At 71.4% G+C, this 12,996-nt stretch carries 11 protein-coding genes; 2 read left to right on the forward strand and 9 right to left on the reverse strand.

The annotated features are described in order from the left end of the window. Positions 1-73: 73 nt before the first annotated feature. The 8 genes from O3438_RS12970 to O3438_RS13005 form a co-directional block, all read right to left on the reverse strand. The gene (locus tag O3438_RS12970) at positions 74-766 is read right to left on the reverse strand and encodes an L-ribulose-5-phosphate 4-epimerase (RefSeq protein ID WP_208745067.1); all 693 of its coding nucleotides are present in this window, start codon (positions 764-766) and stop codon (positions 74-76) included. Continuing rightward, the gene (araB, locus tag O3438_RS12975) at positions 763-2,445 is read right to left on the reverse strand and encodes a ribulokinase (RefSeq protein WP_269680208.1); all 1,683 of its coding nucleotides are present in this window, start codon (positions 2,443-2,445) and stop codon (positions 763-765) included. The genes O3438_RS12970 and araB overlap by 4 nt, the downstream gene beginning before the upstream one ends. 805 nt (positions 2,446-3,250) lie before the next feature. Continuing rightward, positions 3,251-4,039: an ABC transporter permease gene (locus O3438_RS12980; protein ID WP_269680209.1), complete on the reverse strand. Its 789-nt coding sequence runs from the start codon at positions 4,037-4,039 to the stop codon at positions 3,251-3,253. After that, the gene (locus tag O3438_RS12985) at positions 4,036-5,013 is read right to left on the reverse strand and encodes an ATP-binding cassette domain-containing protein (RefSeq protein ID WP_269680210.1); all 978 of its coding nucleotides are present in this window, start codon (positions 5,011-5,013) and stop codon (positions 4,036-4,038) included. Before O3438_RS12985 ends, O3438_RS12980 begins: the two co-directional genes overlap by 4 nt. 31 nt (positions 5,014-5,044) lie before the next feature. Further along, complete coding sequence (locus O3438_RS12990) at positions 5,045-5,887, reverse strand: DUF4097 family beta strand repeat-containing protein (protein ID WP_269680211.1); 843 nt, start codon at positions 5,885-5,887, stop codon at positions 5,045-5,047. A gap of 74 nt (positions 5,888-5,961) precedes the next feature. Then, positions 5,962-6,486, reverse strand: coding sequence for a hypothetical protein (locus O3438_RS12995; RefSeq protein ID WP_269680212.1), 525 nt, complete (start codon positions 6,484-6,486; stop codon positions 5,962-5,964). A gap of 91 nt (positions 6,487-6,577) precedes the next feature. Beyond that, positions 6,578-7,681, reverse strand: a complete 1,104-nt coding sequence (locus O3438_RS13000) for an FUSC family protein (protein ID WP_269683637.1) — start codon at positions 7,679-7,681, stop codon at positions 6,578-6,580. A 136-nt stretch (positions 7,682-7,817) separates the two neighbouring features. Further along, positions 7,818-8,786 carry an SDR family NAD(P)-dependent oxidoreductase gene (locus tag O3438_RS13005; RefSeq protein WP_269680213.1) on the reverse strand — a complete coding sequence of 323 codons (969 nt, stop codon included), beginning with the start codon at positions 8,784-8,786 and terminating at the stop codon, positions 7,818-7,820. 82 nt (positions 8,787-8,868) lie between these two features. Between O3438_RS13005 and O3438_RS13010 the strand changes: the two genes are divergently transcribed. Both O3438_RS13010 and O3438_RS13015 read left to right on the forward strand, forming a co-directional pair. Continuing rightward, a complete protein-coding gene (locus O3438_RS13010; RefSeq protein WP_269680214.1) occupies positions 8,869-9,831 on the forward strand; it encodes an AraC family transcriptional regulator in 963 nt (320 codons plus the stop codon). 170 nt (positions 9,832-10,001) lie between these two features. Further along, complete coding sequence (locus tag O3438_RS13015) at positions 10,002-12,227, forward strand: hypothetical protein (RefSeq protein ID WP_269680215.1); 2,226 nt, start codon at positions 10,002-10,004, stop codon at positions 12,225-12,227. Between the two features lie 9 nt (positions 12,228-12,236). On the opposite strand, the gene O3438_RS13020 is transcribed toward O3438_RS13015, so the two are convergent. Beyond that, positions 12,237-12,992, reverse strand: a complete 756-nt coding sequence (locus O3438_RS13020; RefSeq protein WP_269680216.1) for an SDR family oxidoreductase — start codon at positions 12,990-12,992, stop codon at positions 12,237-12,239. Positions 12,993-12,996: the final 4 nt, after the last annotated feature.

Below are 12,996 nucleotides of genomic sequence, written 5' to 3' on the forward strand. Positions count from 1 at the left end.
GAACGGCGTACGCGGGTGGTGCGTGCTGGTGCGTGGTGGTGCAGACCGGCGGGTCCCGATGATCGGGGAAGAGTCAGGAACCCGCCGGTGCGACTGGTTGTTGACCGTAGACGTTCTGGTAGCGGTCGTAGAGGGCGTCGATGTCGGCCTGTGCCATCGGAACCGGCTGGCCGAGGGTGTGGGCCAGGTGCGCGGTACGGGCCACGTCCTCGCACATGACCGCCGCCTTGACCGCCGCGCGGGCGTCGCGGCCGATGGTGAACACGCCGTGGTTGCGCATCAGCACCGCGGGCGAGCGGTGACCGGAGAGCGTGGCGACGATGCCCTTGCCGATGTCGTCGCCGCCGATCAGCGCGAACGGACCGATCGGGATCTCCCCGCCGAACTCGTCGGCCTGCGCCGTGAGGTGGCAGGGGATCGACTCCCCGCACGCGGCCCAGGCGGTGGCGTACGAGCTGTGCGTGTGCACCACACCGCCGACCTCGGGCATGGCCCGGTAGACGTAGGCGTGGGCGGCGGTGTCGCTGGACGGGGCGAAGTCGCCCTCGACGAGAACGCCGTCGAGGTCGCACACCACCATCGTGTCCGCGGTGAGGTCGTCGTAGCTGACCCCACTCGGCTTGATCACCAGGAGGTCCTGGCCGGGAACCCGCGCGGAGACGTTGCCGGACGTCCAGGCGACCAGGTTGTACCGGGTCAGTTCGCCGTGCAGGCGCGCGACGGTCTCGCGCAGCTCGCGGATCTGTCGGGTCACCTCGGCGTTCACGCGACCACCTCCAACACGGTCTCGGGTGTGGTCGCGGCGCTGTCGACCGCCGCGTTACGGATCGCCCGCAGGCGCATCATGACGTCGTTGCCACCGCGACCGAAGTGGTCGTGCAGCGCCCGGTACTCGGCGTAGAGGGCGTCGTAGGCGCGGGCACGCTCGGGGTCCGGGCGGTAGACGGCCTCGTGCACCCGACCCATCGCCTGCGACGCCTCGTGGACCGAGGGGAACTCTCCGGCGGCGACGGCGGCGTGGATCGCCGATCCCAGTGCCGGTCCCTGCGCCGAGGCGATGATGTTCAGCGGTCGCCTGGTCACGTCGGCGTAGATCTGCATGAGCAGCGCGTTGTTGGTGAGACCACCGGCGATCACCAGGTCGTTGACCGGGACGCCGGCCTCGACGAAGGCCTCGATGATCATCCGGGTGCCGTACGCGGTGGATTCCAGCAGCGCCCGGTAGATGTCCTGCGGCCGGGTGGCCAGGGTCATCCCGACGATCATCCCGCTCAGGTCGTGGTTGACCAGCAGGGACCGGTTGCCGTTCCACCAGTCCAGCGCGATCAGGCCGTGCGCGCCGACGGACTGACTCGCGGCCAGTTCGGTGAGGCGCTCGTGGGAGTCGGAGCCGGCCGGGGCAGCATGCTCGACGAACCAGCCGAAGATGTCCCCGACACCGCTCTGCCCGGCCTCGTAACCCCATGCGCCGGCGCTGATGCCGCCGTCCACGACACCGCACATCCCGGCCACCTCGGCGACGTCCGCGCCGTTGACCACGTGGCAGGTCGAGGTGCCCATGATGGCGACGAGCCGGCCGGGCTCCACCGCCTGCGCGGACGCCGCGGTGACGTGCGCGTCGACGTTGCCGACGGCCACCGCGATCCCCTCCGGCAGGCCGGTCCAGGCGGCGGCGCGCGCGGTGAGCGAGCCGGCTCGGGCGCCGAGGGGCAGCAACGGGCCGTCCAACTTGGCCACGAAGTCGCCGAATCCGGGGTTGAGCGCGGTCAGGAAGCCCTCGGAAGGGTATTGGCCGTCCTGCAGGATGCCCTTGTAACCGGCCGTGCAGACGTTGCGGGTCTCGGTGCCGCAGAGCTGCCAGACGATCCAGTCGGCCGCCTCGATGAAGCGCTCGGCACGGTGGTAGACCTCAGGGTCCTCCTCCAGGATCTGGAGCCCCTTGGCGAACTGCCACTCGGCGGAGATCTTGCCGCCGTACCGGCCGATCCACGGCTCTGCCCGCTCGTGGGCCAGCGCGTTGATCCGGTCGGCGTGCGGCTGCGCGGCGTGGTGCTTCCACAGCTTCACCCAGGCGTGCGGTCGATCGCGCAGCTCGGGGTCCTCGCAGAGCGGGGTGCCGTCGGCGCTGGTCGGCAGCACCGTGCAGGCGGTGAAGTCGATGCCGATGCCGACGACCGCGGCAGGATCCACCCCGGCAGCTGACAACGCCGCCGGAACGGCATACCGCAGCACGTCGCGGTAGTCCTCCGGGTTCTGCAGGGCCCAGTCCGGGGGTAGCTGTCGACCTCCCGGGAGTGCCGTGCTGATAACTCCGTCGCCGTACTCGTGCACCGCGGTCCCCAACTCGGCACCATCACCGACACGGACCACCAGAGCTCGCCCGGACAGGGTGCCGTAGTCGACACCGACGACATAGCGGTCGCCTGCTCCGTCCACACGGTTCATGTTCACCTCCACCGTTAACGGGGATAGTGTTAACGCTCACATCAACCCTCGTCAAGACATCCACTCGCAACAGCTCCGTAACGGAACAGCGAAGGCGGGCCAACTGGGGCGCGTCGATAACGGATGGGTGCAAAACGCACAAAATGCGATACCGACCACGGCACGCAGGCCTCGAACGGAGTGCCGCGCGGACCGGGCGTCGATCGGAGGCACCTCGGCAGGCCGGGCGACAGGCACGGCCGGCCGGACGCCGCGAGTCGATCATCCGACTGCGACAGTGTCGCGCTCGATCATGATGTCAGCGATAACATCATCGAGGCGCCCCGGTTCGACGGTCAGATCCGCGAAACGGCCGCAGTCGACCGCGTTGGCTCATAGCTGAGCATTTCGGCGGATCCCGCGGGGCAGCGCGACCGTCGTGTTATCGATAACATTCGACGTTTTGTGGTCGCCCGGGTCCGTCCGCTCGCAAAGGCGCACGTCGGGCGCGGCCATGGCCGCGAGGCCTGGTTGATCCACTCGTGCTCCGTGACATCGCGGTATCCGAGGCGCTGCGACAGACCGACTTCCCGGAACCCGAGTCGATCATGCGGGCACCGGCCGGCAGGCGGAGCGGGCAGGCGGAGCGGGCAGGCGGAGCGGGCAGGCGGAGCGGGCAGGCGGAGCGGGCACCGCCGGCAGGCGGAGTGGGCGCCCCGCGAACACGGAAAGCCGGCGACCCGACCCGGTGGGCCGAGCCGCCGGCTGCCGGCGCGGTGGCGATGATGCGGTGCGGGGGTGGTCCGGTGGCGGAGCGCCGGTCTGGTCAGGCGGCCCGGTTGCGGTTGTAGAGGGTCTTGGCCCAGAAGAAGCACGCGACGGTGATGACGGCGCACCAGATGACCGCGATGATCCCGTTGGCACCGATCCCGGTGCCGAGGAGCAGGCCGCGCAGGGTCTCCATGACGGGCGTGAAGGGCTGGTACTCGGCGAACCACCGGACCACTGTGGGCATGGATTCGGTCGGGACGAACCCGCTGCCCAGGAAGGGCAGGAGGATCAGTGGCATGGGCAGGTTGCTGGCCGTCTCGACACTGTCACTGACCAGGCCGAGGGCGACCGACAGCCAGGTGAGCGCAAAGGTGACCATGGCGAGGACACCGACGGCGGCCAGCCACTCGACCGGGTTGGCGGTGGGTCGGAACCCGACGAGCAACGCCACGCCGATGACGGCCGCGAGGCTGAGCAGGGTCTGCACGAGGCTGCCCAGGACGTGACCGGTGAGGACCGACGGCCGGAAGATCGCCATCGTCCGGAACCGGGCGATGATGCCCTCGGTCATGTCCATCGCGACCGAGATGGCGGTGCCCTGCGCCGCGCTGACCACGGTGATGAGCAGGATGCCGGGGGTGACGTAGTTGGCGTACTCGGACCGGCCGCCGGACGGCCCCAGCCCGGCACCGAGCGTGCCGCCGAAGACGTAGACGAAGAGCAGCAGGATGATGATCGGGATGCCCATGAGCAGGAAGGTCATCGACGGGTAGCGCCGCATGTGCAGGAGGTTGCGCCGCAGCATCGTGCTCGAGTCACGGACGGCGAGGGAGATGGTGCTCATCGCGTGGAGGCCCCTTCGTGATCGGGTCGGCCGGCGCGGGTGTCGGGCTGACCGGTGAGGGTGAGGAAGACGTCGTCGAGGTCGGGGGTGTGCACGGAGAGCCCGGCCACCGTGATCGAGGCGCGGTCGAGCTGGTCGAGCAGGGACCGCAGCGCCCCGACCCCGCCGTCGCTCGGCACCTGGAGGGTGAGCGCGGCGTCGTCCCGGCTGGCGACCGGTAGCGCGCGGGCGGCCGAGGCGAGCCCTTCCTGGTCGGCGAACTGCAGCACGACGTGGCCTCCGGGGATGAGCCGCTTGAGCTCGCGCGGCGTGCCCTCGGCGATCAGCCGGCCGTGGTCGAGGAAGGCGACGCGGTCGGCGAGCTGGTCGGCCTCCTCCAGGTACTGGGTGGTGAGCAGGATGGTGACGCCCTCGGCGACGAGGTTGCGGATGATCTCCCACATGGCGCGGCGGCTACGCGGGTCGAGGCCAGTGGTCGGCTCGTCGAGGAAGATGACGCGGGGCTCACCGACCAGGGTCATGGCGAGGTCGAGCCGTCGGCGCATCCCACCGGAGTACGTCGACACCGGCTTGTCCGCCGCGGCAGCCAGGTCGAACTGGCCGAGCAGCTCGTCGGTCCGTCGCCGGCCGGACGTCTTGTCCAGGTGGCGCAGGTCCGCCATCAGGTTCAGGTTCTCCCGGCCGGTGAGCAGGTTGTCGACGGCGGAGAACTGGCCGGTGACCCCGATCAGCTCGCGTACCGCGTCGGGATTCCGTTGGAGGTCGTGACCGAAGACGCGGGCCTGCCCGCCGTCGGCGTCGACCAGGGTGGAGAGGATCTGCACGGTGGTGGTCTTGCCGGCGCCGTTCGGGCCGAGCAACGCGAAGATGGTTCCCTCGGTGATCATCAGGTCGATGCCGTCCAGCACGACCTTGTCGCCGTAGGACTTCCGCAGGTCGGTCGCGACGATCGCGGGCTTCGTGGAGCTGGTCATGGTCTCCTCTTTGCGGTCTGGGGGTGGCGGGTCAGGCGCGGCGGATCATGATGTCGCCGTAGGAGGTGTTCGCCCGGACCTCGACCGTCTCGTCGGTCTGCGCCGGGCTGTCGGTGCTCTCCAGGGCGTTGTGCACGCGACCGTGCTTGGAACTGACGTCGAGCCAGGCGGCCGTCCCGCGCCGGATGCCGACCTCGATGGCCCCGTACGAGGTGTTCAGGTCGATCGCACCCCGGACGACCTCGCCCAGCCGGAGGTTGCCGTAGGCGGTGCGTGCCGTCACCGAGGCCGTCGTCGCGTCGAGGGTGATGTCGCCGTACGCGGTGTTGACCCGGACGTCGCCGCCGCTGCGGCCGATCCAGCAGTCGCCGGAGGAGTTCTTGATCTCGACGGGTCCGTCGACCGTGCCGAGGCGCACCTTGCCGGACGACGCCTTCACCCGCGCCGAGCCGACGACCCGCTCCACGGCGACCTCGCCGTGACTGCTGTCGATGTCCAGCGGCCCGGTCTCGTCGAGGCGGATCCCGCTGCCGGTCTTGATGCGGCACTCGCCGAGTTGGCCCTCGCAGCGGAACGCCGCCCACGACGACTCGGCGTGCACCCGCGACCCGGTCGGTAGCTCGATCAGGACATCGACCGACGGGCCGGACCCGAAGCCGTAGCGCCGCCACGTCTTCGGCACCCTGATCAGCAGCTTTCCGGCGTCGTACTGGACGGTGGCCTGTTCGGCGGTGCTCACGTCGGCCTTGCTCGACGGGTCCCGCGGTCGCACCGTCACCACCGTGTCGGTGCGGTCGGTCGCGCTGATCCAGACGTCCCCGACGGGCAGTTCGATCTGGACGGAGATGGGCTCTGGGCTCTCGAAAACAGGCATGGCGGTCTCCCGGAAGGTGGTCGGTGACTGTCACCGCTGGTCGGCGGCGCGGAGGAAGAAGGGGTACGACGGGGTCAGCGCGCCCAGCCGGTGAAGTGCTGACCGGAGCGCGGCTCCGGCCGGCGGGGGGTACGGCGTTCGGTGTCGCCCGCGCCGACGGCGCCGGCGACGGCGCGTACCAGCCAGGCGTTGACGGAGAGCCCAGCGCGCCCGGCGGCCTCCTCGACGCTGGCCTTGAGGTGGTCGGGAAGGCGGAGGTTGATCCGCGAGGTGCCACCCTCCTCGCCCTCAGGTGCGGGCGGTGGTGCCGGCAGGGTCGGCGGGGCGCTGACCTCGCGCACCTCGTCGACCGGCGGGCTGGCCGGCGTCACCACGAAGTCGGGCTCGCGCCCGCGCAGGCGGACGTGCACCGAGCCCGGCGCGAGGTCGCGGGTGATCTCGTCGGCCGCGTCGGACAGTGCCTCCAGCAGGGTGAGACGGGTGGCCGCCTCCAGTTGGGTGAAGAGCCGCTCGGCCAGCGCGCGGCCGTCCGCGTCGACGCCCTCCGCGGCCACGGCGAACTCGTTACGCAGGTTCTCGACGTACGACCTCAGCTCCATGGCACCATCATGACACCACTTTGGCTCAGGGCGCAACCCTTCATGGCTCAGGATGGTGCCAGACTGGTCGACGAACGGTTTCCGCCGTTCCTCAAAGATCCCCGAACGCGCGCCTGACCAGCCGGTTTGCCTCTTCCTGGGTCAGCCCGGTGGCCACCAGGAGGTCGCTGACAGTGGTGCGGACCTGCGCCACCACCACCGCACCGGAGAAGCCGACGCCCTCGCGGTAGGCCCGACCGGCCATCCGCACCGCCCGCAGCGACTGCTCCCGCGCCCGGTCCGGCTCAGCGCCGGCGGCGAACTGCCGCTTCAGGACGCGCACGGCCTCGGCGAGATCGGCCACCGCCCGCGGCAGCGACTCCGGAACCGGCTCGTCGTCCTCGATCAGGGTCACCGCTCGACGGATCAACGTCCCGCTGTTGCGCATCGCCCGGTCGATCGGCTCCGCCGCCTGCGCGTAGCGGCCCACCGGCCCGCGCCGCTGGTGCCAGTGCACCGGCGACAGGGTGCTGGCCTCCCGGGCGCCCTGGGTCGCCTCGACGAACGCCTTCAGCTGGCCCTCGTTCTGCCGCAGCTCGCCCCGGGCGGTGCGGGCACGAGCGGCATCGCGCTCCGCCAACGCGCCGGCGGTGGCCTCCAACTGGGTGACCAGGAGGTCGAGCGCCGGCCGCGCGGCGCGGTTGAGTACCCGAAGCGGGTTCAACGGCAGGAGTACAGCGGTGACCAGCAGCGCCACCCCTCCCCCGACCAGGGCGTCCATGAACCGAGGAATCTCCAGGTCTCGGATCGACGGGCTGAGCGTGGCGATGAGCACCGCCGTCGCGCCGGCCTGGATCACCACGGCGGCACTGCCGGCGAGGAACAACGCGACCACGATCGCCAGCACGACGATCAGGCAGAGTTGCCACCACCCGGTGCCGATCACCACGAGCAACAGATCGCCGATCAGGACCCCGACGGTCACCCCGAGGATCAGCTCGATGGTCCGACGCAGCCGTTGACCGACCGACGCGGCAAGGGTCGAGACGGCGCTGATCGGCGCGAACACCGGCTGCGAGATGTTCAGCAGCTCGTGCGCCACGAACCAGGACAGCGCCGCCGCCAGCCCCGCCTGCACCGCCAGACCGCCCACGGCCCGTACCCGACGGGCCCGGTCGCGCACCGTGGCCGCCGCCCGGCCCCGCATCCGCGCCATCGTGCCCGCCAGACCACCCGTGGCGTCGTCGCCGGCGCGGGCCGGAGCACCCTCGTCCGCTCCGCGCCGACCGGCAGCGACCATGGCGGCACCTACCCCGCCCTGGTCGGATCAATCCTCCCGACGCCGGCCGCGCTCAGCGCGAGGCGAGCGCCTCCTCGGCGTACGCCCAGAGCCGGTCGGCGGCAGCCGGATCCATGGCGTGGGCAGCCACCCCGCCGGTGGCGTCGGGGCCGCCGGGCACGACCTCCGCCTCCTGGTTGTCGTCGAAGTACCGGCCACTGACGCCGTCGAGCAGGGGCGAGCCGGCGAGCAGCACGGTCGTCGACGCGCCCTGGTCGGGCTTCTTGTAGTAATCCGCCTCGACGAGGTTCCCCGCCTCGTCCATGGCACCCATCGCGCGCATCGTGTCGTCGTCGATGTGGCGCTGGAGGTTGGTGAAGATGTACCCGGGGTTGAGCGCGTTCGCGGTGATCCCGTCCTTCGCCCACCGGCGGCTGATGCCGACCGCGAGCAGGACCTCGGCGGTCTTCGACTGGCCGTACGCCGACCACGGGTCGTACGGGCGCCGCTCGAACTGCGGGTCGTCGAAGTCCAACGGCGCGGCCAGGTGTGCTCCGGAGCTGACCACGACGACCCGAGCCGCCCGAGCGGCCCGCAGGTTGTCGTGCAGCCCCCGGGCGAGCGCGAAGTGGCCGAGGTAGTTGGTCGCGAGCTGAAGCTCCCAACCCTGGGCGGTGAGCTGCCGGGTCGGGATCGCCATGATCCCCGCGTTGGCGACCAGCACGTCGAGCGGACCCTGCCAGCCCGCCACGAAGGCGTCGACCGACGCCAGGTCGGCGAGGTCGAGCGCGGACGCGCTGACCGCGCCCCGGGTGGCCTGCGACGCGAACTCCTCGACGAGCGCGTCGGCGCGTCGGGGATCACGGGTAGCGATGGTGACCTCGGCGCCGGCCCTGGCCAGCGCGCGCGTCGTCTCGACGCCGATGCCGGAGGCTCCCCCTGTGACGATCATCCGACGCCCCGTCAGGTCGACACCGTCGAGGATCTCGGCGGCGGTGCTGCGGGCGGTGAACGGGGTGGTGAGGCGTGGGTTCGCTGTCATGAAACCCAGGCTAGGAACATCGGAGTCGGACTGCCTATAGTCTATGGTCCTTCATACTTTAGTGAGCGTCCAGGAGGCCGGGATGGATCCCCTCGAAGATGTCCTGGCGTTGCTGGGCGCTTCGAGCCACCTCTCCGCCGGCCTGGTGGCGGGCGGGCGCTGGGCCGTCGCCTTCGACGCGCCGGCCGGGGCCAAGTTCAACGCCGTCCGCCGCGGCCGGTGCTCCCTGCGGGTCCCAGGTGACGCCGAGTCGATCAGCCTCGACGAAGGGGACTGCTTCCTGCTGACCCGGCCGGTGGCCTACACCCTCTTCAGCGATCCCGACGTGCCCGTCGAGCCCGCGTACCCACTCTTCGCCGCCGCCGACGGCGGTGTGGCGCACGTCGGTGCCGGCGACGACGTCTTCCTCATCGGCGGCGCGTTCTCCCTGGGCGAACGGGCACGCAGCCTCCTGCTCGACAGCCTCCCGCCGGTCATCCACGTGCCCGCCGACACCCCGGAGGCCACCACCGTCCAGTGGGCGCTCAGCGAGATCGACGCCGAACTACGGCAGACACGACTCGGGTCCACGCTCGTCGCCGAGCACCTGGCGCTCGTCCTGCTGATCCGGGTCCTGCGGTTGCACCTGGCCCGCGACCCCCAACTCACCTCCGGCTGGTTGGCCGGCCTCGCCGACCCGGTGATCGCCCCCGCGCTGCGGGCGCTGCACGCGCGTCCCGCGCAGCCGTGGACGGTGGACGCCATCGCCCGGACCGCCGCCGTCTCCCGGTCGACACTGGCCGCCCGCTTCAAGAGGGTCGTCGGCATGGGACCGCTGGAATACCTGACCGGCTGGCGGATCGAACTGGCGGCGGACCGTATCCGCCGCGGTTCCGACACCGTCGCCAGCATCGCCCAGGCTGTCGGCTACGGCTCCGAGAGCGCCCTCAGCGTGGCGTTCAAGCGCGCTACCGGTTTCTCGCCGCGCGCCTACCGCACCGAGGTGGCGAGGACGGCCCAGACCGGCGGACGCGAACCGGCGGCGACCGGTCGGGGTGTCGAGTGAGCGGCACCTCCTCTTCGTCCGCTGCGGTTGATCCCGTCCGGATCGGGTAGACCGGTCCGCCGTCGCCGGGGCGACGGCCTGGGCTCCTGACCGCGAGGCTCGCTCCGGTCGGGTCGTGGGACACGGGGTGGCCGAGCGCCCGCGGGGGGACGTCGCATGGATCAGCACGGTTGAGCGGGCCGGACGGTCCCCGCGACGTCGTGGAGCTGCGGGTGCACGGCGTCTCCGGCGCGAGCGCCGCACAGGTGCTGGACCTGCAGCAGACGGCACAGGTGGCGGGCGACCAGAACGGTGGCTTCTACCGGCCGCGACCACAGGGCTCGGACACCACCGCCCCGCGCGGCGTGACCCTGGAGGCGTACCGCTGGGGTGATCTGCCCTCCGGGACCGTCGCCCGTACCCTCGCCGTGGTCTTCCTGCTGCCGTTCATGCTCGTCAACGTCGCGACCTGGATGCGCCCGGCGAGCCCCGGTTCCGAAGCGGTGGTCAAGTCCCTGTGCCGACTGCTGGCGCTCACCCTCACCATGCTGTACGTGCTCGCCGTCGCCGGCGTCGCCCTGGATCTGGTGGGCTGGAAGTGCCTGCCCTCGACGCGCTGCCTGGAGGGGCGCAGCTGGTTGTCCTGGCTGGGAGGGCGGCCGGTCGGAGCGCAACTGGCGTTGGTCGCGTTGGTGCCGGTCGCCGCGATCGGCCTGATCTGGCGGATCAGCAACCGCCCAGGGCGGACGTTCGAGGCTTTTCGCGCACCCGATCAGGGGATCGGCGGGTCACGGCTCGGCACGGTCGGCCAGTGGGACGCCGAGCCTCTGGTGGGCCGGTTGCGCGCCATCCACGTCGCCGCCGCGTTCGCGACACTGGACCTCACCGTGCTGCTGGCCCGGAGCGCGAGTGGAGCCACCGGGGTCACCGTCGCGTTGACGGTGGCGACCGCCGTGATCCTGGCGGGCTGCGTGGGCCTGCTGTGCACGCCGCCGCTGATCGACCGGGCCGCCGACGATCACCGGCTCGACCGGGTCACCCGTACGCTCCGGACCGTCGCCGTCGTCGTGACCGTCGCCGTCCTGGCTCACCTGCTGACCGGGCCACACCGGTGGGACGACGGACATGGGCTTCCCGGGTACGAGACGACACTGGCCGCTCTGTTCGCCGTACAGACGGCGTTGTTGGTGGTGCTGGGCGTGGTCCTGCTCTGCCACCGGCAACGCGGTGGCACCCCACTGTTCGGGCTGGGCGCTCTCGTCATCGCGGCAACCGGGATCAGTCTGGCCGTGGCGTACTCCGCCGAGCTGGTCTACCGGGTGGCGGACTTCCTCGACCGCGACGTGCCGACCGGGGAGGGCATCGCCACCGGCCCACCCCGGGCGTACACGTGGGTGATCTACGGCTTCCTCCGTGCGCTGCTGGCCACTCTGGTCGTCGCCGGCCTCGTCGTCCTGATCACCCGTCGCGGTCGGCGTCGCGCCGCGGCGGCGATCGTGGCACGCGACTACCCCCAGGCGCCGGCCGAGGCCGGACCCCGACTGCGGCAGGTCCGGGACGCGATAGCCCGGGCCCGCTTCACCGAGAAGCTGGTGCCGCTGGCCGTGTTCTACGGGTGCCTCGCCGGGCTCACCACGGCCACCACCACCGTCGGCCTGCTGGGGGAGTTTCCCAGTGACGTCCTCGAACGGAACCTCGGGCTGCCGGCGGACGCGATCACCTTCGGTATCGCGTTCGGAAGCTGGGTGATCGCGGCGGTCATCCTCGGTCTGATCATCGGGGGGATATTCGCCTACCGGACCGTCCCGTTCCGCCGGCACATCGGCGTCCTCTGGGACCTGGGCACCTTCTGGCCTCGGGCCGCCCACCCGTTCGCTCCGCCCTGCTACTCCGAGCGGGCCGTGCCGGAGTTGGCCCGTCGCATCACGTACCTCGTCGAGCGCGGGGACACGGTGCTGCTCACCGGGCACAGCCACGGTTCGGTCCTGCTCGCCGCGACGATTCTCCAGTTGCCGCCACACGTCGGCGACCGGGTCGCCCTGCTCACCCACGGGTCGCCGCTGCGCCGCCTCTACGCGCGGCTCTTCCCCGCGTACGTCGACGACGTGGCGCTGCACGAGATCGGCCGCCGGGTCGGTTGGCGGTGGGTGAACCTCTGGAGTGACACCGACCCCATCGGCGGCTGGATCTTCTCGGCGCGGCGAACACCGGCGCCGGGCGATGTCGGCGACCCGGCCGCCCGGGTGGATCGCCGGTACCGCGACCCGCGCGATGTGGTGACGCCGCCCAGTGACAGCGTCCCCCCACCCATCCGTGGGCACTGGCCGGGCGAGTCCGAGGAGCCGTTCACCGCGGCGGCCCGGGAGCTGGTGCGGCGCCTCGGTGAGCGGGCCGACCCGCCCGGCACGGCGACGTAGCGGACCACGTCACCGTCCGGTGTTCGCCCGCGCCCGCCAGTCGTCGAGACGCGTACCGGCGAGGCGGGCGCCGTCGGCGGGAACGAGGGAGCGTTCGCCGAGCTTCGCGCCGAAGTAGCGGGCGTCCGGGTCGGCCACCACCGACCGAGAGTCCTGCTGGGCGGCGAGGAGGTCTCGGCCCAGGTCGTCGAGGCGGAACTGCTCCGGGCCGGCGATCTCGACCACGGCGCTCGTCGGCGCACCGACCACGACCTCGGCCACTGCGGCCGCGACGTCGTCGGCGGCCATCGGCTGGATGAGCACCGGGGCGAGGTGCACAGTGTCGCCGTCCGTGCCGGCGTCGACGATCCCCTGGAGGAACTCGAAGAACTGGGTGGCGTGCACGATCGAGTACGGGGTTCCGGACGCGACGACGAGCTTCTCCTGGGCGACCTTCGCCCGCATGTAGCCGCTGTCCGGGATCCGGTCGCACCCCACGATGGAGAGCACCACGTAGTGGCCCACCCCGGCGTCCGACGCGGCGGCGAGGAGCGTCCGGGTGGACGTCTCGAAGAACTCCAGCACGGCAGTGTCCTCGAACGACGGCGAGTTCGACACGTCGACGACGGCGTCGGCACCGGTGAGCGCATCGGCCACGCCCTCGCCGGTCAGGGTGTTCACGCCGGTCTTCGGCGATGCCGGCACCACCTCGTGGCCCTGGGCGCGGAGGTCGTCCACGAGCTTGGAACCGATGAGGCCGCTGCCCCCGATGACGACGATCTTCATGGTC

The organism is Micromonospora sp. WMMC250, from assembly GCF_027460215.1.
Lineage (GTDB): Bacteria > Actinomycetota > Actinomycetes > Mycobacteriales > Micromonosporaceae > Micromonospora > Micromonospora taraxaci.